23 protein-coding genes are annotated in these 23,651 nt (G+C 70.3%); 1 reads left to right on the top strand and 22 read right to left on the bottom strand.

What is annotated here, in order from left to right:
• Positions 1-122: 122 nt before the first annotated feature.
• A complete protein-coding gene (locus tag ACZ4FH_RS04430; protein WP_467302171.1) occupies positions 123-890 on the bottom strand; it encodes a TetR/AcrR family transcriptional regulator in 768 nt (255 codons plus the stop codon).
• A 103-nt stretch (positions 891-993) separates the two neighbouring features.
• Between ACZ4FH_RS04430 and ACZ4FH_RS04435 the strand changes: the two genes are divergently transcribed.
• Positions 994-2,076, top strand: a complete 1,083-nt coding sequence (locus ACZ4FH_RS04435; RefSeq protein WP_467302173.1) for an alpha/beta fold hydrolase — start codon at positions 994-996, stop codon at positions 2,074-2,076.
• A 73-nt stretch (positions 2,077-2,149) separates the two neighbouring features.
• On the opposite strand, the gene ACZ4FH_RS04440 is transcribed toward ACZ4FH_RS04435, so the two are convergent.
• The 21 genes from ACZ4FH_RS04440 to thrC all read right to left on the bottom strand — a co-directional run bounded on the left by ACZ4FH_RS04440 (position 2,150) and on the right by thrC (position 23,649).
• Positions 2,150-2,596, bottom strand: coding sequence for a DUF2550 domain-containing protein (locus ACZ4FH_RS04440; RefSeq protein WP_383635456.1), 447 nt, complete (start codon positions 2,594-2,596; stop codon positions 2,150-2,152).
• 138 nt (positions 2,597-2,734) lie between these two features.
• Positions 2,735-3,109 carry a F0F1 ATP synthase subunit epsilon gene (locus ACZ4FH_RS04445; protein WP_383635061.1) on the bottom strand — a complete coding sequence of 125 codons (375 nt, stop codon included), beginning with the start codon at positions 3,107-3,109 and terminating at the stop codon, positions 2,735-2,737.
• Between the two features lie 109 nt (positions 3,110-3,218).
• Positions 3,219-4,661, bottom strand: a complete 1,443-nt coding sequence (gene atpD, locus ACZ4FH_RS04450; protein WP_383635059.1) for a F0F1 ATP synthase subunit beta — start codon at positions 4,659-4,661, stop codon at positions 3,219-3,221.
• Positions 4,661-5,575 carry a F0F1 ATP synthase subunit gamma gene (locus ACZ4FH_RS04455; RefSeq protein ID WP_383635057.1) on the bottom strand — a complete coding sequence of 305 codons (915 nt, stop codon included), beginning with the start codon at positions 5,573-5,575 and terminating at the stop codon, positions 4,661-4,663. The genes atpD and ACZ4FH_RS04455 overlap by 1 nt, the downstream gene beginning before the upstream one ends.
• Before the next feature lie 3 nt (positions 5,576-5,578).
• Positions 5,579-7,150, bottom strand: a complete 1,572-nt coding sequence (gene atpA / locus ACZ4FH_RS04460; RefSeq protein WP_383635055.1) for a F0F1 ATP synthase subunit alpha — start codon at positions 7,148-7,150, stop codon at positions 5,579-5,581.
• Positions 7,151-7,290: 140 nt separating this feature from the next.
• Positions 7,291-8,106 carry a F0F1 ATP synthase subunit delta gene (locus ACZ4FH_RS04465; RefSeq protein WP_383635053.1) on the bottom strand — a complete coding sequence of 272 codons (816 nt, stop codon included), beginning with the start codon at positions 8,104-8,106 and terminating at the stop codon, positions 7,291-7,293.
• Positions 8,103-8,648, bottom strand: a complete 546-nt coding sequence (locus tag ACZ4FH_RS04470) for a F0F1 ATP synthase subunit B (RefSeq protein ID WP_361019640.1) — start codon at positions 8,646-8,648, stop codon at positions 8,103-8,105. Before ACZ4FH_RS04470 ends, ACZ4FH_RS04465 begins: the two co-directional genes overlap by 4 nt.
• A 37-nt stretch (positions 8,649-8,685) precedes the next feature.
• Positions 8,686-8,934 carry an ATP synthase F0 subunit C gene (atpE, locus tag ACZ4FH_RS04475; protein WP_018102636.1) on the bottom strand — a complete coding sequence of 83 codons (249 nt, stop codon included), beginning with the start codon at positions 8,932-8,934 and terminating at the stop codon, positions 8,686-8,688.
• A 67-nt stretch (positions 8,935-9,001) separates the two neighbouring features.
• The gene (gene atpB, locus ACZ4FH_RS04480; RefSeq protein ID WP_450683122.1) at positions 9,002-9,823 is read right to left on the bottom strand and encodes a F0F1 ATP synthase subunit A; all 822 of its coding nucleotides are present in this window, start codon (positions 9,821-9,823) and stop codon (positions 9,002-9,004) included.
• Positions 9,824-10,049: 226 nt separating this feature from the next.
• A complete protein-coding gene (locus ACZ4FH_RS04485) occupies positions 10,050-10,487 on the bottom strand; it encodes a hypothetical protein (RefSeq protein WP_383635049.1) in 438 nt (145 codons plus the stop codon).
• Between the two features lie 263 nt (positions 10,488-10,750).
• Positions 10,751-12,139 carry an MraY family glycosyltransferase gene (locus ACZ4FH_RS04490; protein ID WP_467302178.1) on the bottom strand — a complete coding sequence of 463 codons (1,389 nt, stop codon included), beginning with the start codon at positions 12,137-12,139 and terminating at the stop codon, positions 10,751-10,753.
• A 114-nt stretch (positions 12,140-12,253) separates the two neighbouring features.
• Positions 12,254-13,513, bottom strand: coding sequence for a serine hydroxymethyltransferase (locus ACZ4FH_RS04495; protein WP_467302180.1), 1,260 nt, complete (start codon positions 13,511-13,513; stop codon positions 12,254-12,256).
• Between the two features lie 157 nt (positions 13,514-13,670).
• Positions 13,671-14,312, bottom strand: a complete 642-nt coding sequence (locus ACZ4FH_RS04500) for an arsenate reductase/protein-tyrosine-phosphatase family protein (protein WP_383635043.1) — start codon at positions 14,310-14,312, stop codon at positions 13,671-13,673.
• Positions 14,309-14,956, bottom strand: coding sequence for an L-threonylcarbamoyladenylate synthase (locus ACZ4FH_RS04505; RefSeq protein WP_467302182.1), 648 nt, complete (start codon positions 14,954-14,956; stop codon positions 14,309-14,311). The genes ACZ4FH_RS04500 and ACZ4FH_RS04505 overlap by 4 nt, the downstream gene beginning before the upstream one ends.
• A gap of 56 nt (positions 14,957-15,012) precedes the next feature.
• Entirely contained in the window at positions 15,013-15,858 is an 846-nt protein-coding gene (gene prmC / locus ACZ4FH_RS04510) for a peptide chain release factor N(5)-glutamine methyltransferase (RefSeq protein WP_383635039.1), read from the bottom strand.
• A gap of 49 nt (positions 15,859-15,907) precedes the next feature.
• Positions 15,908-16,984, bottom strand: coding sequence for a peptide chain release factor 1 (gene prfA, locus ACZ4FH_RS04515; RefSeq protein WP_467302183.1), 1,077 nt, complete (start codon positions 16,982-16,984; stop codon positions 15,908-15,910).
• Positions 16,985-17,128: 144 nt separating this feature from the next.
• Positions 17,129-17,353, bottom strand: coding sequence for a 50S ribosomal protein L31 (gene rpmE, locus ACZ4FH_RS04520; RefSeq protein ID WP_136203279.1), 225 nt, complete (start codon positions 17,351-17,353; stop codon positions 17,129-17,131).
• Between the two features lie 140 nt (positions 17,354-17,493).
• Positions 17,494-18,594 carry an LCP family protein gene (locus tag ACZ4FH_RS04525; protein ID WP_467302185.1) on the bottom strand — a complete coding sequence of 367 codons (1,101 nt, stop codon included), beginning with the start codon at positions 18,592-18,594 and terminating at the stop codon, positions 17,494-17,496.
• 331 nt (positions 18,595-18,925) lie between these two features.
• Positions 18,926-20,917, bottom strand: coding sequence for a transcription termination factor Rho (gene rho / locus ACZ4FH_RS04530; protein ID WP_383635032.1), 1,992 nt, complete (start codon positions 20,915-20,917; stop codon positions 18,926-18,928).
• Positions 20,918-21,305: 388 nt separating this feature from the next.
• Positions 21,306-22,223: a homoserine kinase gene (gene thrB / locus ACZ4FH_RS04535; protein ID WP_467302187.1), complete on the bottom strand. Its 918-nt coding sequence runs from the start codon at positions 22,221-22,223 to the stop codon at positions 21,306-21,308.
• Between the two features lie 355 nt (positions 22,224-22,578).
• Complete coding sequence (gene thrC, locus ACZ4FH_RS04540; protein WP_383635028.1) at positions 22,579-23,649, bottom strand: threonine synthase; 1,071 nt, start codon at positions 23,647-23,649, stop codon at positions 22,579-22,581.
• Positions 23,650-23,651: the final 2 nt, after the last annotated feature.

Genomic DNA, 23,651 nt, shown 5'->3' on the forward strand with positions numbered 1-23,651 from the left:
CCGCGACGCACCGCCGCCGCTGCTAGCACCACCCGGAAATAGCCGCCGGGGAGACAGGTCCGCCCCCTGTCTCCCCGGTCTTTCCCTTGTGCGCGCCCGTCCGTCGCCCCGGCCCCGCCGGGTCAGTCCCGCGCGGCGCGGTCCACCAGGACCTGGACCCCGTCCAGGATCCGTTCGAGGCCGAAGGCGAGCGGATCGTCCCCCTCCTCGGGCGCGAAGGCCCCGTGGGCGATGGCCCGGGTCAGGGCGGGGAACCGCTCCGCGTGCCGCTCCAGCAGCTCGTCCGTCAGCCGGCCCCACTCCCGGCTGTGCTCCTCGTCGAAGTCGGCCGCCTGCTGGGCGATACTGCGCACCTGCCCGATCAGCAGCAGGACGGTCCGCTGCCGGTCGGCCGCGCCCAGACCGGTCGGCTCCAGTACGGCATGGGCGGCGTCCAGCCAGCCGAGCTGGTGCGGGCCCATGATCTGGCGGCGCATCGCCGTCGCCGCGAGCAGCCAGCCGTGCCGCCGGTACACCTCCCAGCTGCGACGGCTCCAGACCGTGAGCCCGGCCCGCCAGTCCCCCGCCCCGGCGGAGAGGTCGGGCACGTCCTCCAGGGCGACCTCGACCATCAGCTCGACCAGTTCCGTCTTGCCCGGCACATAGCGGTAGAGCGCCATCCCCGAGACGCCGAGCCCGGCCGCGACCCGCCCCATCGAGACGGCGTCCAGCCCCTCGGCGTCGGCGACGGCGACCGCCTCGTCGGCGATCCGGCGCGGGGTCAGCGAGGGCTTGGGGCCCCGGGCCGGCTGCCCGCGCTCGCCCCAGAGCAGTTCGATCCCGGCCCGCAGATCGCGCGGCCCGTTGCGCTTGCCCGTCGCGCCGCTCCCGCCGCCCCTGGTCGTGGCCATCACGTACCTCCTCGGTGTTCCCCTGGCGATTGACACCGCCCCAACAACTGTATATACCTTAAACCCAATCGCTTACTGCATAAACAGTTTAAGGGGTCAGCATATGCTCGGCACACTCCTCACCGCCTCCGCCGCCGCTCTCCTCGCCGGTCCCGCCGCGGGCCTGCTGGGCCACCGGCAGATCACACGCACCGCCCGCGCCAGGAAGCTGCGCATCACCGCGCCGGACGGGATCGACGAAGCCGGCTTCGTCCGGATCGGCGGACTCGACCAGTGGATCTCGGTCCGCGGCGACGACCGCGCCAACCCCGTCGTGCTGGAGATCCACGGCGGCCCCGGCGCCTCCAACCACATCTTTCTCCCCCGCACCCGGGGCTGGGAGAAGCACTTCACCGTCGTCCGCTGGGACATGCGCGGCGCGGGCCGGACCTTCGCCCGGCACGGCGCCGCGGGCCAGGGCCCCTTCACCCTCGACCGGCTGTACGGGGACGCGCTGGAGGTCACCGCGCACATCCGCGAGAGGCTGGGCGTCGACAAGGTGCTCCTGATCGCCAACTCCTTCGGCACCGTCACCGGCCTCCGGCTCGCCCGCAACCACCCGGAGCTCTACTCCGCGTACGTCGGCACCGACCAGAACATCGTCGGGGGCGGCCGCGACCACGGCGCCCACCGGGCCCTGCTGGAGCGTCTGGAGAGGGCCGGGAAGCGCAAGGAGCTGGCCACCGCGACCGCGATGGGCCCCGACGCCTCCGTCTGGACCCCGCAGCAGTGGTCCGAGCACGCCAAGCTCGTCATCACGTCCGACCCGCTGTCGTACGACACCATGAAGACGGTGGTGGTCCGCTCGCTCTGGTTCTCACCGCTGCACACCCTGCGCGGGCTGCGCTCCTACATGGCCGGGATGACCTTCTCGGAGCGGCTGGCGCCCGAGGCCGTGGCGATCGACGAACGGGCCGAGGGAACCGTGTTCCGGCTGCCGGTCTTCGTCTTCCAGGGGGCGCACGACGTGCTCACGCCGCCGGAGCCGGCCCGCGCCTTCCTGGACGCCGTCACCGCACCGGTCAAGGACTTCGCCCTCATCGAGGACGCGAGCCACTTCGCCGCGTTCCGCCACCCGGACCGCTTCCTGGAGCTGATGCTCACCCGGGTCCGCCCGGTCATCGATGCAGGCCGCACGGCGGCCTGAGAGGCCGGTCGGGCCACGTTCACCCTCCCCCGGACTCCGTCCGGGAGGTGCCCCCACCCAGCGGGAGCGCTATTCAGGCCACATTGACCCGCTGGCCGGGCGGAGCCGCCTCCAGCCACGCCAGGAAGCCGGTCAGCGCGTCCTCGCTCATCGCCAGCTCCAGGCGGGTCTCCCGGTGGAGACAGCCGAGCACGACGGCGTCGGACAGCAGCGCCAGCTCCTCCTCGCCCTCGGGCATCCGGCGGGCGACCACCTCGATGGCCGAACGCTCCAGGACCCGGCGCGGACGCGGGGAGTAGCTGAAGACACGGAACCAATTCACCTTGTCGCCGCTGTACCGGGCGACGCCGTACACCCAGCCCTTGCCCGACAGATCGGGCTCGGCGGGAACGTTCCACCGCAGACTGCAGTCGAAGGTGCCGCCCGAACGCTGGATCAGCCGCCGGCGCAGGCCGAAGACGAACAGCCCCACAGCGACCAGTGCGACCACGAGCCCGCCCACCCACAGCGCGAGGTACATCTCCACCGACCTCCTCGCGTCATCGAGTAAACGGATAACCAAATAATTCAACCGCACCTGCATCGCCTCAGCCGCGACACGGTCTGGAGGGTCTCCAGAACGGGCCGCGGCTGAGGGTAAAGCCGTTGCGCGGGGTGGCTAGTGAGCCGCCACCGCACGCAGTCGCACCTCGGCGCGCCGCTCGGACGCGGCGTCCGCGTCCGACTGCGCACGCTCCAGCGCGCGCTCGGCGCGCTGGACATCGATCTCGTCCGCCAGCTCGGCGATCTCCGCCAGCAGCGAGAGCTTGTCGTCGGCGAAGGAGATGAAACCGCCGTGCACAGCGGCGACGACGGTGCCGCCCTCGCTCGTACGGATCGTCACCGGGCCCGATTCCAGCACACCCAGAAGCGGCTGGTGACCGGGCATGACGCCGATGTCGCCGGACGTGGTGCGCGCGACGACCAGGGTGGCCTCGCCGGACCAGACACTGCGGTCCGCGGCGACCAGCTCGACGTGCAGCTCAGCAGCCAAGGGTGGCTCCTCGGGTCACCACCCGGCGGTCGTGCCGGGTGTTGGGTCAATTCTACGGGGCGTGGTGAGGGGGACGGGACGCACCCGCCCCCCTCGGTGAGCCGGGGGCTCAGGAGACGCCGAGCTCCTTGGCGTTGGCCTTCAGGTCCTCGATGCCACCGCACAGGAAGAACGCCTGCTCCGGGAAGTGGTCGTACTCACCGTCGCAGATCGCGTTGAACGCGGTGATCGACTCGTCGAGCGACACGTCCGAACCGTCGACGCCGGTGAACTGCTTGGCGACGTGGGTGTTCTGCGACAGGAAGCGCTCGACGCGACGGGCACGGTGGACAACGAGCTTGTCCTCCTCGCCCAGCTCGTCGATACCGAGGATCGCGATGATGTCCTGGAGGTCCTTGTACTTCTGGAGGATCCCCTTGACGCGCATGGCCGTGGAGTAGTGGTCCGCGGCGATGTACCGCGGGTCCAGGATGCGGGACGTCGAGTCCAGCGGGTCCACGGCCGGGTAGATGCCCTTCTCGGAGATCGGACGGGAGAGAACCGTCGTCGCGTCGAGGTGGGCGAAGGTGGTGGCCGGCGCGGGGTCGGTCAGGTCGTCCGCGGGGACGTAGATCGCCTGCATCGAGGTGATCGAGTGACCGCGGGTCGACGTGATGCGCTCCTGCAGCAGACCCATCTCGTCGGCCAGGTTCGGCTGGTAACCCACCGCGGACGGCATACGGCCGAGCAGGGTGGACACCTCGGAGCCGGCCTGGGTGTACCGGAAGATGTTGTCGATGAAGAAGAGCACGTCCTGCTTCTGCACATCGCGGAAGTACTCCGCCATGGTCAGACCGGCCAGGGCGACGCGCAGACGCGTCCCCGGCGGCTCGTCCATCTGACCGAAGACGAGCGCCGTCTTGTCGATGACGCCGGACTCGGCCATCTCCTCGATGAGGTCGTTGCCCTCACGGGTACGCTCACCGACGCCCGCGAACACCGACACACCGTCGTGGTTGTTGGCGACGCGGTAGATCATTTCCTGGATCAGCACGGTCTTGCCGACACCGGCACCACCGAACAGACCGATCTTTCCACCCTTGACGTACGGGGTGAGAAGGTCGATGACCTTGACGCCGGTCTCGAACATCTCGGTCTTGGACTCGAGCTGGTCGAAGCTGGGCGCCTTGCGGTGGATCGGCCAGCGCTCGGTGACCTCGGCCTCGGCCTCGGGCTTGTTCAGGATCTCACCGAGGGTGTTGAACACCTTGCCCTTGGTGATGTCGCCGACGGGCACCGTGATGCCCGTGCCCGTGTCGGTCACCGGGGCCTGGCGGACCAGACCGTCGGTGGGCTGCATCGAGATCGCGCGGATCACGCCGTCGCCGAGGTGCTGGGCGACTTCGAGGGTCAGCGTCTTGAGCTTGCCGTCCTCGGCCGGGTCGGCCACCTGGACGGTCAGCGCGTTGTAGATGTCCGGCATCGCGTCGACGGGGAACTCCACGTCGACGACCGGGCCGATGACCCGGGCGACGCGGCCCGTGGCAACGGCCGTCTCAACTGTCGTCGTCATTACTTGTCACTCCCCGCGGTCGCGTCGGCCAGCGCGCTGGCACCACCGACGATCTCGCTGATTTCCTGGGTGATTTCGGCCTGGCGGGCCGCGTTGGCAAGCCGGGAGAGGCTCTTGATCAGCTCTCCGGCGTTGTCGGTCGCCGACTTCATCGCACGGCGGCGGGCGGCGTGCTCGGAAGCGGCGGCCTGCAGCAGGGCGTTGTAGATCCGGCTCTCGACGTACCGCGGAAGCAGGGCGTCGAGGACGTCCTCCGCCGACGGCTCGAAGTCGAAGAGCGGCAGGATCTCGCCCTTGCCGTCCTCGTCCTTCGTGGCACCGAGACTGAGCGGCAGCATCCGGTCGTCGACCGGGTTCTGCGTCATCATCGAGACGAACTCGGTGAAGACGATGTGCAGCTCGTCGACGCCGCCCTCGGCCGTCTCCCGCGTCACCGCCTCGATCAGCGGGGCGGCGGCCCGCTTGGCGTCCGCGTACGTCGGGCTGTCGGTGAAGCCGGTCCACGAGTCCGCGAGCTTGCGCTCACGGAAGCCGTAGTAGGCGACACCCTTGCGGCCGATCACATACGTGTCGACCTCCTTGCCCTCACCGCGGAGCCGTGCGGTCAGCTGCTCCGCCGCCTTGATGGCGTTGGAGGAGTAACCGCCGGCCAGACCGCGGTCGCTCGTGATGAGCAGGATCGCGGCCCGGGCCGGGGACTCGGCCTCGGTGGTCAGCGGGTGCTTGGTGGTGGAGCCGGTCGCCACCGCACTCACCGCGCGGGTGAGCTCGGTCGCGTACGGCGTCGACGCCGCCACCTGGCGCTGTGCCTTGACGATGCGCGAGGCGGCGATCATCTCCATCGCCTTGGTGATCTTCTTCGTGGCGGTGACGGAGCGGATGCGGCGCTTGTAAACGCGAAGCTGAGCGCCCATCGATCAGCCCTCGCCCAGGAGCTTGCCGTCCGAGGTCTCGAACTGCTGCTTGAAGGCCGCGATCGCGTCGGCGACCGACTGCAGCGTGTCGTCGGACATCTTGCCGCCCTCGGCGATGCTGGTCAGGAGGTCCTTGCGCTCGCGGCGCAGGTACTCCAGCAGCTCGGTCTCGAAGCGGCGGATGTCCTCGACCGGGACGTCGTCCATCTTGCCGGTGGTACCGGCCCAGACGGAGACGACCTGCTCCTCGACGGGCATCGGCTGGTACTGGCCCTGCTTCAGCAGCTCGACCATGCGCTTACCGCGCTCCAGCGAGGCCTTCGAGGCCGCGTCCAGGTCGGAACCGAAGGCGGCGAACGCCTCCAGCTCACGGAACTGGGCGAGGTCGACACGGAGGCGGCCGGAGACCTGCTTCATGGCCTTGTGCTGGGCGGAGCCACCGACGCGGGAGACCGAGATACCGACGTTCAGGGCCGGGCGCTGGCCGGCGTTGAACAGGTCGGACTCCAGGAAGCACTGGCCGTCGGTGATGGAGATGACGTTGGTCGGGATGAACGCCGACACGTCGTTCGCCTTGGTCTCGACGATCGGGAGGCCCGTCATCGAACCGGCACCCATGTCGTCGGAGAGCTTGGCGCAGCGCTCCAGCAGACGCGAGTGGAGGTAGAAGACGTCGCCCGGGTAGGCCTCGCGGCCCGGCGGACGGCGCAGCAGAAGCGACACGGCGCGGTAGGCGTCGGCCTGCTTCGAGAGGTCGTCGAAGATGATCAGGACGTGCTTGCCGTCGTACATCCAGTGCTGGCCGATGGCCGAGCCGGTGTACGGCGCCAGGTACTTGAAGCCGGCCGGGTCGGACGCCGGGGCGGCGACGATGGTCGTGTACTCCAGCGCGCCGGCCTCTTCGAGGGCACCGCGCACGGAGGCGATGGTGGAGCCCTTCTGACCGATGGCGACGTAGATGCAGCGGACCTGCTTGTTCACGTCGCCCGAGCGCCAGTTGTCGCGCTGGTTGATGATCGTGTCGACGGCCAGAGCGGTCTTGCCGGTCTGACGGTCACCAATGATCAGCTGACGCTGGCCGCGGCCGATCGGCACCATGGCGTCGACGGCCTTGTAGCCGGTCTGCATCGGCTCGTGCACCGACTTGCGGACCATGACGCCAGGGGCCTGCAGCTCGAGGGCGCGGCGGCCGTCGGTCGCGATCTCGCCGAGACCGTCGATCGGGTTGCCGAGCGGGTCGACGACACGGCCGAGGTAACCCTCGCCGACGCCGACGGAGAGCACCTCACCGGTGCGCTGCACCGGCTGGCCCTCCTCGATACCGCTGAACTCGCCGAGAACGATCGCACCGATCTCGCGCTCCTCAAGGTTGAGGGCGAGACCGAGGGTGCCGTCCTCGAACTTCAGCAGCTCGTTCGCCATGGCGGAGGGCAGGCCCTCCACCTTCGCGATGCCGTCGCCGGCAACGCTGACCGTACCGACCTCCTCGCGCGAGGCCGCGTCCGGCTTGTACGACTGGACAAAGTTCTCCAGCGCGTCCCGGATCTCCTCCGGCCGGATCGTGAGCTCCGCCATCTGGGTTCCCTGCTCTCCTTGTTGGGCCCGAAGTTTCTTAAGGGGGTCTGGGGGCCGACCCCCAGGAATCTTCTGCAGTTTCTGCACGGCCCAACCGGGCCGCTGGTCTTGCTCTGTTCTGTTGGGTGCGCCGCGCTCGGTCAGCCGGCCATGCGACGGGTCGCCTCGTCGAGGCGCTCCGCGATGGTGCCGTTGATGACCTCGTCGCCGACCCGCACCGCGATCCCGCCGAGGACCTCGGGGTCCACATCGAGATTCAGGTGCATCTGCCGGCCGTAGAGCTTCGCCAGGGCCGCGCCGAGGCGCTGCTTCTGGCGGTCACTGAGCGGCACCGCCGAGGTGACGACCGCGACCGTACGGTCCCGGCGCTCCGCGGCGAGCTTGGAGAGGGAGTCGAGTCCCGCTTCCAGGCTACGTCCCCGGGGCTGGGTGACGAGTCGCACGACGACGCGCTCGGTGGTGGGCCGGGCCTTTCCGCCGAGCAGGCTGCGCAGCAGCTCGCCCTTGGCGGCCGGGCTCGCGGTCCGGCTGGTGAGCGCGGAGCGCAGCTCCGTGTCCGAGGCCACGATCCGGCCGAACCGGAACAGCTCGTCCTCGACGTCGTCGAGGTCACCGCTGCGCTGGGCGGCGGTGAGGTCGGCGGTGTTCGCCAGCTCCTCGATCGCGTCGACCAGGTCGCGCGACTGCGACCAGCGCGAGCGGACCATGCCGGAGACCAGATCGACGGCTTCGCCGCCCACCTGGCCGTTCAGCAGACGTCCGGCGAGCTCGGCCCTGGCCTCGGCGGCCTGCGCCGGGTCGGTCAGGACCCGGCGCAGCGACACCTCGCGGTGCAGCAGCGCCGTGACGCCGGCCAGGTCCTCGGCGAGCTTCGACGCGTCGACCGACGTGCTGTCGGTCAGCGCGTCGAGGCGCTCGCGTGCGGCAGCCAGTGCCTCGCGGCTCGCGCTGTTCATCGGACGGCCTCGGCCTTCGCCTCGAGCTCGTCGAGGAAGCGGTCGACGGTGCCGCTCTGCCGGGCGTGGTCCTCAAGGGACTCACCGACGAGCTTGCCGGCCAGGTCGGTGGCGAGCTTGCCCACGTCCTGGCGCAGCGCGGCGGCGGCGGCCTTGCGGTCGGCCTCGATCTGGGCGTGGCCGGCGGCGACGATCTCGTCGCGCTGGCGCTGGCCCTCGGCACGCATTTCCTGCAGGATCACGGCGCCCTGCTCCTGCGCCTCCTGGCGCAGACGAGCGGCTTCGTGGCGGGCCTCGGCGAGCTGAGCCTTGTACTGCTCAAGAACGCTCTGGGCCTCGGTCTGGGCCGCATCGGCCTTCTCGATCCCGCCTTCGATGGCCTCGCGGCGCTCTTCCAGAACCTTGTTGATGTTCGGGAGGAGCTTCTTGGCGAGGAAGCCGAAGACGATGACGAAAGCGATGAGGCCAATGACGAGCTCAGGGATCGGCGGAATGAGCGGGTTTTCCGCTTCCTCCGCCGCGAGCTGAACCAGGGGGTTCACGTCAGTGCCTTCCGTCGAATGGGCTGTTCGCGACCGGTCAGGAGGTCGGGTAGACGAACGGCATGACCAGACCGATCAGGGCGAGCGCCTCACAGAAGGCGAAGCCGAGGATCTGGTTGGCGCGGATGAGACCGGCAGCCTCGGGCTGACGGGCGAGCGCCTGGGTGCCGTTACCGAAGATGATGCCGATGCCGACGCCGGGGCCGATCGCGGCGAGGCCGTAACCGATCGAGCCGAGGTTGCCCTTGATTTCGACGCCGGCGGCGAGGGTCTGGAGAGCGGACATGCCGGTTCTTCCTTCTCTTTCAATGTCCGGTGGGGGTTGGCCACCGGGTGCTTCAGGAGGTGGGTGCTCAGTGGCCCTTGGCGAGAGCGCCCTGGATGTAGCTGCAGGCCAGCAGGACGAACACATAGGCCTGGACAGCCTGGATGAAGAGCTCGAAGGCCGTCATCACGAGGACCATCACGAACGAGACGCCCGCGTACGCGATCCCGATGCCGTTGAGCATGTACCAGCTGGCGATCGTGAACAGCAGCAGCAGCGTGTGGCCCGCGAACATGTTGGCGAAGAGTCGGACCGCGTGCGTGAACGGCCGGACCAGCAGGTTCGAGAAGAACTCGATGGTCATCGAGAGCGGCAGGACCCCGCCGAGGTTCTTGTCGTAGCCCGTGAAGTTCTTGAGGGCTCCGACGAAGCCGTGCTTCTTGAAGGTCAGACCGACCCAGAGCACGTAGACGATGCCGGCGAGGATCGCGGGGTACGAGATGATCGCCGTCACGGGGAACTGGGCGATCGGGATGATCGACCAGAGGTTCATCATCCAGATGACGAAGAACAGCGAGACCATCAGCGGGACGTACTTCTCGCCGTCGCGCTTGCCGATCGTCTCGTAGACGATGCCGCGGCGGATGAAGTCGTAACCGGCCTCGGCGGTCATCTGAAGCTTGCCGGGCACCAACTTCGGCTTGCGGAAGGCGGCCCAGAAGAAGCCAACGATGATCACCGAGCCGAGCAGGGCCAGCAGCATCGTCTTGTTGAAGTACAAGTTGCTGTCCGCGTCGCCCCAGAGGGGCTCGAACAGGAACGAGTGCAGGCCGGGTGCCGGAAAGCCACAACCGTCGAAGAGGTGGCAATCGGTCTCGAAGGCGAGCACCTGTGTCGGGTCAGCACTCACCGCGGGCTCCTTCAGCGTGGCGCATAGGTACGGCAACCTCGTTGTGTCGGCGCGGCGCGCAGCCGCGGTTCGGCACTGGACTGGTGTTTCGGATGTGTGAGCGGCAGTCAGGCATGTGAGCCTCGCGATCGAGCAGGCGTCAGCTCACATGCACGCGCCCGCAGTGCCGCAGTTGGAACCGGACGATAGCAGGGTCCTGAACCTGCACTTATTCCGCCCCTACCCTTCACGCTCGGGATCCCGGCTTCTTCGGCTTCTCGGCCTGGTCGGACTCGGGTTCCACGTAAAGGATCTTGGCCTTCATGTGCGCACGCGCCTGTGCGCCGATCCACACGAGGGTGGTCGCGACCAGCGTGATCGCGAATGCCTTCGGGTTGAACAGCGAGGTGTTCTTGAATACGGCGACGAAGATGAACAGGAGCAGGAGCTGCGCCGTGTAGAGCGCGAGCCCCATCGCCTGGAAGAGGTGAGGCATGGACCGGGCGGTCCGCTGCAGGACGACCATCCCGATCCCCATGAAGAGGATCACCACGATCGTCCCGACGAGCGCGCCCAGGGCTCCCTTGCCGCCCGCGACGCCACCGCTGATCGCGACGGCTGCGACGCCGGCGGTGGCGGTGGGTACGGCGGTCTGGAGGAGAGTCCGGACGTCGTTGGACGGCATGGCGGCAGCTCCGCTTGCTGGGGGTGGGCAGTGTGTCGTCATGGACGAGCGTAGGGCCGGTGAGAGTCGAACCCTCGGGGGCCAAGGGACCGTGCTACTCAGGTCCTTCGGCTCTGTCACCGGGTTCGTGAACGGTATCACAAACTATTTGATGAGGTCTTTACCAAGAAAGTGTGCTTGCTGTCACACGTGAGAGCTAATTCGCGCGTGTGAGCAAGACAACTTCGACTCTTGTCTGGTATTGCCCCTCGATGACCGAAATTTCAGCGGGTGGAATCCGCCTTGCGACGGTCCGAGAACCTCGCACGGGGGCCGATCGCCGTCGCCCCGTTGACGCCGGAGACACCCGCGGCGATCGGTGCCTGCGGTGCGGGCTCCTGCCCCTCCTGCCCCATCCGCCCGTCCTGGGGCCCCTGTTGGCCCTCCTGGGCGCCTTCGGGGACCACCCCGGGGTCCTGGGCCCCGCCCCGCCTCCGGCGCCGGTAGCGGGGCGGCACGAAGTGCTCGGCCCAGTGCGGCGCGCGGGGGGTGAACCGGGGCATCAGCAGCAGGATCAGACCCAGCGTGGAGAGCCCGGTGATCGCCAGCACGATCCACATCGACGTCGAGTGCACCGAGTAGCCCACCGCGCCGAAGGCGATCAGCGCCGACCAGAAGTACATGATCAGCACCGAGCGGCTGTGCGAGTGGCCGATCTCCAGCAGCCGGTGGTGCAGATGGCCGCGGTCGGCGGCGAACGGCGACTGACCGTTCCAGGTCCGCCGCACGATGGCGAGCACCAGGTCCGCCGCCGGGATGGCGATGATCGTCAGCGGCAGCAGCAGCGGGATGAAGACCGGGAGCATCGCGTGGGTGGCCTGCCGCTCGCTCCCCGCGAAGAGCTTCATGGCGTCCGGGTCGACCTGGCCGGTCACCGAGATCGCGCCCGCGGCGAGGACCAGGCCGATCAGCATCGACCCCGAGTCCCCCATGAAGATCCGGGCCGGGTGCATGTTGTGCGGCAGGAAGCCCAGGCACATCCCCATCAGGATCGCCGTGAAGAGCGTCGCGGGGGCGGCCGCCTCGATGCCGTAGCCGTACCAGAGCCGGTAGGTGTAGAGGAAGAGCGCCGCGGCGGCGATGCAGACCATGCCGGCCGCCAGACCGTCGAGCCCGTCCACGAAGTTGACCGCGTTGATCGTGATCACGACCAGCGCGACCGTGAGCAGCGTGCCCTGCCACTGGGTGAGCGGCACCGTGCCGACGCCGGGGATCGGCAGCCAGAGGATGGTGAGGCCCTGGAGCACCATGACCGCCGCGGCGATCATCTGTCCGCCGAGCTTGATCAGGGCGTCGATCTCGAACTTGTCGTCCAGGACACCGATCAGCCAGATCAGCGCGGCGCCCGAGAGCAGGGCGCGCGGTTCGTTGGAGAGGTCGAAGACGCCGTCGAGATTGGCCAGGTGGTCGGCGACGATGAGCCCCGCGCAGAGCCCGCCGAACATGGCGATGCCGCCGAGCCTCGGTGTCGGTTCGCGGTGCACGTCGCGCGCGCGGATCGCGGGCATCGCCCCGACCGCGATGGCGAACTTACGCACCGGGCCGGTGAGCAGGTACGTCACCGCGGCCGTGACACAGAGCGTCAGCAAGTAATCACGCACGGGCTGCCCCATAAATGTCGCCGGCCATCTCAGCCCACACCTTAACTAGGTCCACCTCATGGTTGAGGACACGGAGCACCCCGTGATGGTTGCACAGGGCACCCCTTTACGGACAAACGTGCGATGTCACCCCGGGTACGGCGGATGCGCCTCGGCCATCTCGCGCACCTCGGCGCCGGCATCGCCCTCCCGGCGCACGGCGGAGCCGATCAGCACGGCGAGTCTGGCCATGTCCGCGTCGTCCATGCCCTGGGTGGTGAGGGCCGCGGTGCCCAGCCGGATGCCCCGGGCGTTCCCGTACGGCAGCGCGCAGGTGTCCAGCACCATCCCCGCGTCGGCCAGCCGGGCGCGGGCCTCGGGGCCGTCGACGCCCAGCGGCGCCGGGTCCGCGACGATCAGATGGGTGTCGGTGCCGCCCGTGACGATCTCGAAGCCCTCCGCCTCCAGACCGGCGGCCAGCACCCGGGCGTGGGCGACCACCCGATGGGCGTACGCGGCGAAGGACGGCGCCGCCGCCTCCCCGAAGGCCACCGCCTTCGCGGCCACGGTGTGCATCTGCGCGCCGCCCTGGGTGAACGGGAACACCGCGCGGTCGATCCGCTCCGCCAGGTCCGCCCCGCACAGCAGCATCCCGCCGCGCGGACCGCGCAGCACCTTGTGCGTGGTCGCGCAGACGACGTCCGCGTACGGAACGGGGTTCGGCGCCGCTCCCCCGGCGATCAGCCCCATCGGATGCGCGGCGTCGGCGATCAGGAAGGCGCCCGCCTCGTCGCAGATCTCCCGGAAGCGCGCGTGGTCGATGTGGCGCGGGTAGGAGATCGAACCGCTGACGACCGCCTTGGGCCGGTGCGTCAGGGCCAGGGCCCTGACCTGGTCGTAGTCGATCAGCCCGCTCTCCGGGTCCACTCCGTAGCCGATGAACTCGAACCACCGGCCGGAGAAGTTGGCGGGCGAACCGTGGGTGAGATGGCCCCCGTACGGGAGACCCATCGCCAGGACCGTGTCCCCGGGCCGCAGCAGCGCGGCGTAGGCGGCGAGGACGGCCGAGGAGCCGGAGTGCGGCTGCACATTGGCGTGCTCGGCGCCGAAGAGCGCGGTGGCCCGGCGGACCGCGATCCGCTCGGCGGCGTCCGCCTGCTCGCAGCCGCCGTGGTGGCGGGCGCCGGGATATCCCTCGGCGTACTTGTTGGCGAGCGGGGAGCCGAGCGCGGCCAGGACGGCGGGCGAGACGAAGTTCTCCGCGGCCGTCAGCTGGAGCGTGTGCGCCTGCCGGTGCGCCTCCCCCGCCAGCACGTCGGCGATCTCCGGATCCTCCCGGAGCAGCGCCCCGAAGTCCTGCGGCGGGACGGCGGCGGCGGACGGTGAGCTGGTGCTGGTGACCGGCATCGGGGGCTCCGGGCCTGGGGAGGGGTGGCGTCGGCTCCAATGTAGGCCCGTACGGCGGCCGCTGCCCGCTGCCGGACCCGGGTGCACCCGTCCGGACCCCGGGCACCGCGTCCGCGCCGTACGGCCGCGGGCGCGCCCGCGGGGCGTCCCGCGCGGATCAGTGCGCGGCGGGCACGCCCGTCAGCGCCGTGACGACGGGGTCCAGGGCCTGGTTGATCTCGTCGCCGATGGACCGGAAGAACGTGATGGGGGCGCCGTACGGGTCGTGGACCTCGTCGGCGTCCGCGGTGGGGGCGAGCAGCCAGCCGCGCAGTGCGGCGGCCGCCCGGACCAGGGCGCGGGCGCGCTCGACGACGCCCTCGTCCCGGGCGTCGGGCAGGGTCGCCGGGTCTATCGCCCGGACGAGCCGGGTGAACTCCTTGAGCGTGAAGGTGCGCAGCCCCGCCGAATGCCCCATGGAGATCACCTGGGCCCGGTGGTCGCGGGTCGCGGTGAGGACGAGGTCGGCGCGGATCACGTGCTCGTCGAGGAGCTCGCGGCCCACGAAGCCGGTGGCGTCGGCGCCGAAGTCGGCGAGGACCACCTCCGCGTTGGCCTCCATGGGGGCGCCCTCGTGCCCCCAGGTGCCGGCGCTCTCCACGATCAGCCCGCCCTGGAGCGGATCGCCCAGCCGGTCCACGAGGGCATGCCGGGTCAGCCGCTCGGTGATGGGTGAGCGGCACACGTTGCCGGTGCTGACGTGGAGGATGCGGAAGGTGTCGGTCCGCCCCGCTATGCCACGCCCCTCAGGGGCGGTCAATTGGCCACCTCGAGGTCGGGTACCACCGTGCGCAGGTCCTCCGCGGAGAGCGCGCCGGCCCTCAGCAGGACCGGTACCTTGCCCGTGACGTCGACGATCGAGGAGGGCACGATGCCCGGGGTCGGACCGCCGTCCAGATAGACGGAGACGGCGTCGCCGAGCATCTCCTGGGCGGCGTCGCAGTCCTCGGGGGCGGGGTGGCCCGTGAGGTTGGCGCTGGAGACGGCCATCGGGCCGACCTCCGTGAGCAGTTCGATGGCGACCGGGTGCAGCGGCATCCGGATCGCGACGGTGCCCCGGGTGTCGCCCAGGTCCCACTGGAGCGAGGGCTGGTGCTTGGCGATGATCGTCAGGGCGCCGGGCCAGAAGGCGTCGACCAGCTCCCAGGCCATCTCGGAGAAGTCGGTGACCAGGCCGTGCAGGGTGTTCGGCGAGCCGATCAGCACGGGCGAGGGCATGTTCCGGCCGCGGCCCTTGGCCTCCAGCAGATCGCCGACCGCCTCGGAGCCGAAGGCGTCCGCACCGATCCCGTACACGGTGTCGGTGGGCAGCACGACCAGCTCGCCGCGGCGGACGGCCGACGCGGCCTCGCGCAGACCCGTCGTACGGTCGGTCGCGTCGTTGCAGTCGTATCGCCGTGCCATCTAGCCGGCCTCCTCAAGCATGTACGGGTAGGGCTGGAACGGACGGGTGCCGGCGGTCACGGCATGGCCTTGCGGGCCGTGGCGAACCGGGGGCGCCGGTTGAGGTCGGGGTGGTCGGCCGCGTCCGCCCAGCCCCGCTCCTCGGTGAAGATCCACGGCACCTGGCCGCCCTGGGTGTCGGCGTGCTCGATGACGACGAGCCCGCCGGGACGCAGCAGCCGGTGCGCGGTGCGCTCGATGCCCCGGATGGTGTCGAGGCCGTCCTCGCCGGAGAAGAGGGCCATCTCCGGGTCGTGGTCACGGGCCTCGGGCGCCACGTACTCCCATTCGGTGAGCGGGATGTACGGCGGGTTGGAGATGACCAGGTCGACCTGGCCGTCCAGCTCGGGCAGGGCGGTCAGGGCGTCGCCCCGGTGGACGGTGACCCTGGAGTCCTCGGCGTTCTTCCGGGTCCACTTCAGGGCGTCCTCGGACAGCTCCACGGCGTGCACGCGCGAGCGCGGCACCTCCTGGGCCATGGCGAGGGCGATGGCGCCGGATCCGGTGCACAGGTCGACGATCAGCGGTTCGACGACGTCCATCGCGCGGACGGCGTCTATCGCCCAGCCGACCACCGACTCGGTCTCCGGCCGGGGCACGAAGACCCCGGGGCCGACCTGGAGCTCCAGATAGCGGAAGAAGGCCCGGCCGGTGATGTGCTGGAGCGGCTCGCGGGCCTCGCGGCGGGCGATCGTCTCCCAGTAGCGGGCGTCGAAGTCGGCGTCCGGCACGCTGTGCAGCTCGCCCCGCTTGACGCCGTGCACGAACGCGGCGAGTTCCTCGGCGTCGAAGCGCGGCGAAGGGACACCGGCGTCGGCCAGCCGCTGGGTGGCCTGGGCCACCTCGGCGAGCAGCAGGTTCATCGCGGTTCTCCGTACGGGTTCACGGGCGGTGCGGTCAGAGGGGCTCGGCTCACGCGTTGGCGAGCTTGGCCGCCGAGTCGGCGTCGACACAGGCCTGGATCACGGCGTCCAGGTCCCCGTCGAGCACCTGGTCCAAGTTGTACGCCTTGAAGCCGACCCGGTGGTCCGAGATGCGGTTTTCCGGGAAGTTGTACGTACGGATCTTCTCGGACCGGTCGACCGTGCGCACCTGGCTGCGGCGCACGTCGGAGGCCTCCTGCTCGGCGGCCTCCTGGGCGGCGGCCAGCAGCCGCGAGCGCAGGATGCGCAGGGCCTGCTCCTTGTTCTGGAGCTGGCTCTTCTCGTTCTGGCAGGAGGCGACGACGCCGGTCGGCAGGTGGGTGATGCGGACCGCGGAGTCGGTGGTGTTGACGGACTGCCCGCCGGGGCCGGAGGAGCGGTAGACGTCGATGCGCAGGTCGTTGGCGTGGATCTCCACGTCGACCTCCTCGGCCTCGGGGGTGACGAGCACCCCGGCGGCGGAGGTGTGGATACGGCCCTGGGACTCGGTGGAGGGCACGCGCTGCACGCGGTGCACGCCGCCCTCGTACTTCATCCGGGCCCAGACGCCCTGGCCGGGCTCGGTGGCGCCGTTGCCGCCCTTGGTGCGCACGGAGACCTGGACGTCCTTGTAGCCGCCCAGCTCGGACTCGGTGGAGTCGATGATCTCGGTCTTCCAGCCGACGCGCTCGGCGTAGCGCAGATACATGCGCAGGAGGTCGCCGGCGAACAGGGCGGACTCGTCGCCGCCCGCGCCGGCCTTGATCTCCAGGAGCACGTCCTTGTCGTCGCTGGGGTCGCGCGGGACGAGCAGCAGGCGGAGCTTCTCGGTGAGTTCCTCGCGCTCCTGCTCCAGCTCCTTGACCTCGGCGGCGAAGTCGGGGTCGTCGGCGGCGAACTCGCGGGCGGTCTCGATGTCGTCGCCGGCCTGCTTCCAGGAGCGGTAGGTGGAGACGATGGGAGTCAGCTCGGCGTAGCGCTTGTTGAGCTTGCGCGCGTTGGCCTGGTCCGCGTGGACCGCGGGGTCCGCGAGCTTCTTCTCGAGATCGGACTGCTCGCCGATCAGTTCCTCGACCGCCTCGAACATCTTCGGGCTCCTGGTTCCTTCGCTCGTCGTGCCTGCCGGAGAGATGCCTGTCCGGCCAGGGTGCGGGGCCCGCGCCCCGGCCGAAAAAACGCCGGCCCCAGCGCCCCCGGAACGAGGGCGCCGAGGACCGGCGCTGTCGGCTCGCTACTTGCTGGCGGTGCCGGCGGCCTTGCCGAAGCGGGCCTCGAAGCGGGCCACGCGGCCACCGGTGTCGAGGATCTTCTGCTTGCCCGTGTAGAACGGGTGGCACTCGGAGCAGACGTCGGCACGGATGGTGCCGCTGTCCAGCGTCGAACGGGTGGTGAACGACGCGCCACAGGTGCAGCTGACCTGCGTCTCGACGTACTGGGGGTGGATGTCGCGCTTCAAGGGTTTCTCCTAGGTTCGGGAGGGCACCGGGTCGTCCGTGCGGATTGCGCGTCCGTGAACCGGGGCCGACGTACCAGTCTGCCAGGACCGGCCGTATCTCCCAAAACCGGGGTGGGCCGCCGGCTATTCCCTGGCCGGGGTCAGCGCACGATCTGCCCGGCGTCGCCCTTGTCACCCGCGGAGTTCTCCAGGGCGGAGGCGGGAATCGGCCGATCGGCGCGGAGCGCGGTCCACACCTGCTTCGACTCCTCCTCCAGCGGGACGACCCGGTTGGGATCGGCGGGGTCGTAGCGCACGGGCAGGGTCACCATGCGGACGTCGTCGGCGCCGAGGCCCTTCAGCCCGGTCGCGAAGCCCGCCAGCTTGGTGACCGAGCCGAGGTCGGAGTCGGTGGTGACGGCCTTGGTGGCGGTGTCCGCGATGCCGTAGAGCTTGGTGCCGTCGAGGACGCCGACGCTTGTGGCCTGCTTGATGAGCGCCTTGATGAAGTCCTGCTGGAGCTGGATGCGCCCGAGGTCGCTGCCGTCGCCGACGCTCTTGCGGGTGCGGACCAGGCCGAGCGCCTGCTCGCCGTTCAGGGTGTGGGTGCCGGGGGCCAGGTCCAGATGGCTCTTGGGGTCGTCGATGGCCCGGCTGGTGGTGATCTCGACACCGCCGAGCTTGTCGACGAGCTTCTTGAAGCCGGTGAAGTCGACCTCGATGTAGTGGTCCATCCGGATCCCGGACATCGCCTCGACGGTCTTGACGGCGCAGGCCGGTCCGCCGACCTCGTACGCCGTGTTGAACATGGCCCGCTCCTGGCCGGCGACGGGTTCGCCGCTCACGTCGCCGGTGCACTCGGGACGGGTGACGAGGGTGTCGCGCGGGATGGAGACCACACTCGCGGACTTGTGCCCCTTGTTGACGTGCACGACCATCGCGGTGTCGGAGCGGGCGCCGCCCTGGTCCTCGCCGTACGCGGCGTTGGCGCCGGAACGGGAGTCGGAGCCGAGCACGAGGATGTCCTCGGAGCCGTTGTCGACGTTCTCGGGGCGGTTCTTGCCCAGCGCGTTGTTGATGTCGACGGCCTTGAGGTTGCCGTTGAGGTGGAAGTAGGCGTATCCGAGACCCGATCCCCCGACGACGACCAGTCCGGCCAGGCCCCAGGCGGCGACGACGGCCGCCCTGCGGCGGCGCGACGGCTTCCTCCGGCGGCGGCCGGTGGCCCGTATTCGGCTGGTGCTCCCGCGCTGTCCGCTCATCGCTCTCCTCGATCCCTCGGCCCGGTCCCGGCTACCGCCCCCTGCGTGGTGTGCGGGTGTGTGTGCCGCTTTGTCACTGTCGGGTACGACGTGGCGGCGACAGAAAGGGTTGCACAGGGGGTTGTGGCCTCCGGGTAAGGAACGGAACCGCGCGAGGGGCCGGGCAGCAGCCCGTGACCCCGCGCTCACCTGCGGTTTCTTGTCCTCTACAGCGACCGGACGGGCCCCGTGGCGGCGGACGGCCGTGTGGCGAAGGTCTCGGGACGGCAACGACCGGGCCGCCCCGGCACCGAAGTGCCGGGGCGGCCCGGTCGTGCGAAGCGGGACGGCCCTAGTCGTTGTTGCCCGGGGCCGGCGTCGTCTTCTGGATCTGGAGCAGGAACTCCGCGTTGGACTGGGTCTTCTTCATCCGGTCCAGCAGCAGCTCGATCGCCTGCTGCTGGTCCAGCGCGTGGAGCACCCGGCGGAGCTTCCAGACGATCGCCAACTCCTCGCTGCCCAGCAGGATTTCCTCCTTGCGGGTGGAGGACGCGTCGACGTCCACCGCCGGGAAGATCCGCTTGTCGGAGAGCTTGCGGTCGAGCTTGAGCTCCATGTTGCCGGTGCCCTTGAACTCCTCGAAGATCACCTCGTCCATGCGCGAGCCGGTCTCGACGAGCGCGGTGGCCAGGATGGTCAGCGAGCCGCCGTCCTCGATGTTGCGCGCGGCACCGAAGAAGCGCTTCGGCGGGTAGAGCGCGGTCGAGTCGACACCACCGGACAGGATGCGCCCGGAGGCCGGGGCCGCGAGGTTGTACGCGCGTCCCAGGCGGGTGATCGAGTCCAGCAGGACGACCACGTCGTGACCCAGCTCCACGAGGCGCTTGGCGCGCTCGATGGCCAGCTCGGCGACGGTGGTGTGGTCCTCGGCGGGGCGGTCGAAGGTCGAGGAGATGACCTCGCCCTTCACCGACCGCTGCATGTCGGTGACCTCTTCCGGACGCTCGTCGACCAGGACGACCATCAGGTGGCACTCGGGGCTGTTGACCGTGATCGCGTTGGCGATGGCCTGGAGGATCATGGTCTTGCCGGTCTTCGGCGGGGCCACGATCAGACCGCGCTGGCCCTTGCCGATGGGGGCGACCAGGTCGATGATCCGCGTCGTCAGGACGTTGGAGTCGGTCTCCAGACGGAGCCGGTCCTGCGGGTAGAGCGGGGTCAGCTTCTGGAACTCCGGCCGGCCGCGGCCGGATTCGGGCGCTCCGGCGTTGACCGAGTCCAGCCGGACCAGCGCGTTGAACTTCTCGCGGCGCTCGCCGTCCTTGGGCTGGCGCACGGCACCCGTGACGTGGTCGCCCTTGCGCAGGCCGTTCTTGCGGACCTGGGCGAGCGAGACGTACACGTCGTTCGGACCGGGCAGGTAGCCGGAGGTCCGGATGAACGCGTAGTTGTCGAGGATGTCGAGGATGCCCGCGACGGGGATCAGCACGTCGTCGTCGGAGACGGCGACCTCGCCGGCGAAGTCGTCGCGTCCGCGACGGCCCCGGCGGTCGCGGTAGCGGCCCCGGCGGCCGCGCCGGCCGCCCTCGTCGTCGAAGTCGTCCTGCGGTCCGCCGCCCTGCTGGCCCTGGTTCTGCTGGCCGCGCCGGCTCTGGCCGCCCTGTCCCTGGCCCTGGCCCTGCTCGTCGCCCTTGTTGCGGCGGTCGCGCTGACGCTCGCGGCGGTCGCCGCGCTGACCGCGCTCCTGGCGGTCGCCGCGACGCCCCTCGGCGTTGTCGGCGGCGGCCTCGGCCTTGGACTCGGAACGGTCCTCGGCGGGCGCCTCGTGCTTGGGCTCGTCCTTGGCCCGGTCCTTGGTCTCGGACTTGGTCTCCGGGCTGCCGGCCTGCGCGGTGGCGCGGCGGCGGCGGCGCTCGCCCGCGGGCGCCTCGTCGCTGGCGGGCTGCCCGGGGATGTCGATCTGCTGCTGGGCCGCGGGCTGCTCGGCGGGGGCGGCGGCCGGGGTCTCGTCCCCGGCGCCGGTGCGCGCCTTGGAGGTGGCCCGGCGCTTCGGCGCGGTCTTGGCCTCCTCGGCGGGGGCCGCGGCCTTGGCCTTCGGCGCGGCGGAGCCGCCGGCCTGGGCCTCCTTGATGACCTCGATCAGCTGGCTCTTGCGCATCCGCGCAGTGCCCTTGATGCCGAGGCCGGACGCGACCTGCTGCAGCTCGGCCAGGACCATGCCGTCAAGGCCGGTGCCGGAGCGGCGGCGCCGTGCGGTGGTGCCAGTGGCAGCACCTTCGGCGGGCGCGGCGCTGTCGACGTTCTTGTCGGCAGTCACGCCCATCAGATCGGTGGTGTCGCTCACGAAGGGTCCTTCCCTGGAGCGGACGTCGGCCTTCTGGCTCGGCGACCGGTTGTGCTGTCCGACTGCGGTCTTCGGTGCGGACCGTGCCGGGGCGGTGGTCCCGCCGGGTAGGTACGGCGGAGAGGTGAACGTGTGCATGGGTCCGGCGCGAGCATCCCCCTGCTCGGCCCACTCCTGGACAAGCGAGGGGTGTCGTGCCGGTTCCGGAGCGTGCTCGAAACTGCTCAGGCAGGCTGCTCAGGCAGTTGGGGAGGCTCCCGGAAGAATTGGTGGTCCCGGAAAGGGACACGAAGCAACGCGCCACATAGACGTCGATTGCAGACTTGAGATTAACACTACCGGCTCCAACAAACATTCCCCCTCTCGGTCACCGGCAACCACTTCTCGCCTACGCGGCGAGCGGCAGCACACTCGCTCCCTGGGCGTCGAGAGCGAGCCGGTTGGCCGCCCAGCCCTCGCCCGCCAGTCGTGCGACCTTGTCGGCCGCACCGTCCTCGGCCAGTGCCAGCACGGTGGGTCCGGCACCGGAGATGACCGCGGGAACGCCTTCGGCGCGCAGCCGGGCCACCAGTTCCGCGCTCTGCGGCATGGCCGGGGCGCGGTACTCCTGGTGGAGCCGGTCCTCGGTGGCCGTGAGCAGCAGCTCGGGGCGCCTGGTCAGGGCCTCGACGAGGAGCGCGGCACGGCCGGCGTTGAAGGCGGCGTCGACGTGCGGGACGGAGCGCGGCAGCAGGCCGCGGGCGGTCTCGGTGAGCACCGGCTTGCCGGGGACGAAAACCACCGGAACGATGGAATCAGCGGGATCCATCCTGATCGCGCGCGCCGATCCCCCGTCCATCCAGGCCAGCGTGAATCCGCCGAGCAGACAGGCGGCGACGTTGTCCGGGTGGCCCTCGATCTCGGTGGCCAGCTCCAGCAGGGCGGCGTCGTCGAGCCGGGCGTCACCGCCGGTGGTCACGGCGCGGGCCGCGACGATGCCGGCGCAGATGGCGGCGGAGGAGGAGCCGAGGCCGCGTCCGTGCGGGATGCGGTTGGCGCAGACGATCTCCAGGCCGCGGGGCTGTCCGCCGAGCAGGTCGAAGGCGGTGCGCAGGGACCGCACGAGGAGGTGCTTCTCGTCGCGGGGCAGCGTGTCCGCGCCCTCACCGGCGATGTCGATGTGCAGTCCGGAGTCGGCGACGCGGACGACGACGTCGTCGTACAGGCCCAGCGACAGGCCGAGGGCATCGAAACCCGGGCCCAAATTGGCGCTGGTGGCGGGGACGCGCACCCGGACGGCGGCGGCTCGGAAGGCGGGACCGGCCATCGCTCTGACGACTCTCCTTGTGAGGCGGCGGGGACATGCGAGAAGCTGCGGGGCTTCTGGGGATGGGGGTACTTCGGGGTGGTACGGGGGTTTTCCTGGCGTACTTCAGGGGGGACCGCAACGACCCGTGCACCCCGGCTCGTACGGCGGGGCGGACTGGGTTGGGTACAGCTTATCGAAGGAAGGTTCTGTCGCGACATAGGGCGCACAGGAGGCGCACGATGCGTGTCGCACGCCGCCGGTGCGCTCGCCGCCCCGAAAAGGGGCGTTTGAGCTGCGTTTCTGACGAGGTGTCGCCGTTTCCCGGGCCCGTCGCGCGGACGGGCCCGGGGGCGGCTGCCGGGTGCGCCGGGTGTTACGCGAGACCCAGCCGCTCGGCCGCGGTGGCGGCGTCGACCGGGACGGTGACCGGCTGCGGGGCGCCCGCGACGGCCCAGTCGGGGTCCTTGAGGCCGTTGCCGGTGACCGTGCAGACGATCTTCTGGCCGGGGTCGACCTTGCCCTCTTCGGCGGCCTTCAGCAGACCGGCCACGGAGGCCGCCGAGGCGGGCTCCACGAAGACGCCCTCCTGGGAGGCCAACAGACGGTAGGCGGACAGGATCTGACGGTCCGTGACCTCGTCGATGAAGCCGCCGGACTCGTCGCGCGCGGCCAGGGCGTACTGCCAGGAGGCCGGGTTGCCGATCCGGATGGCGGTGGCGATGGTCGACGGGTCCTTGACGACCTCGCCGCGCACGATGGGCGCGGAGCCGGAGGCCTGGAAGCCCCACATGCGCGGGGTGCGCGAGGAGACGCCGTCCTTGGCGTACTCGGTGTAGCCCTTCCAGTAGGCGGTGATGTTGCCCGCGTTGCCGACCGGGAGGACGTGGATGTCCGGGGCGTCGCCGAGCGCGTCGACGATCTCGAACGCGGCGGTCTTCTGGCCCTCGATGCGGACCGGGTTGACCGAATTGACCAGCGCCACCGGGTAGTTGTCCGAAAGTGAACGGGCGAGCGTCAGGCAGTCGTCGAAGTTTCCGTCGACCTGGAGGATCTTGGCGCCGTGGACGAGCGCCTGGCCCATCTTGCCCAGGGCGATCTTGCCCTGCGGGACGAGGACGGCGCAGACCATGCCGGCGCGCACCGCGTACGCGGCGGCGGAGGCGGAGGTGTTGCCGGTGGAGGCGCAGATGACGGCCTGCGCACCCTCCTCCTTGGCCCGGGTGATGGCCATGGTCATGCCGCGGTCCTTGAAGGAACCGGTGGGGTTGGCGCCCTCGACCTTGAGGTGCACCTCGCAGCCCGTGCGCTCGGACAGGACCTGAGCGGGGACGAGCGGCGTACCGCCCTCACGGAGCGTGACGACCGGCGTCGTGCTCGTGACCGGGAGCCGGTCCCGGTACTCCTCGATGATGCCGCGCCACTGGTGGGTGCCCTTGGTGGTCATGG

The organism is Streptomyces sp. NPDC024555 (assembly GCF_055559335.1).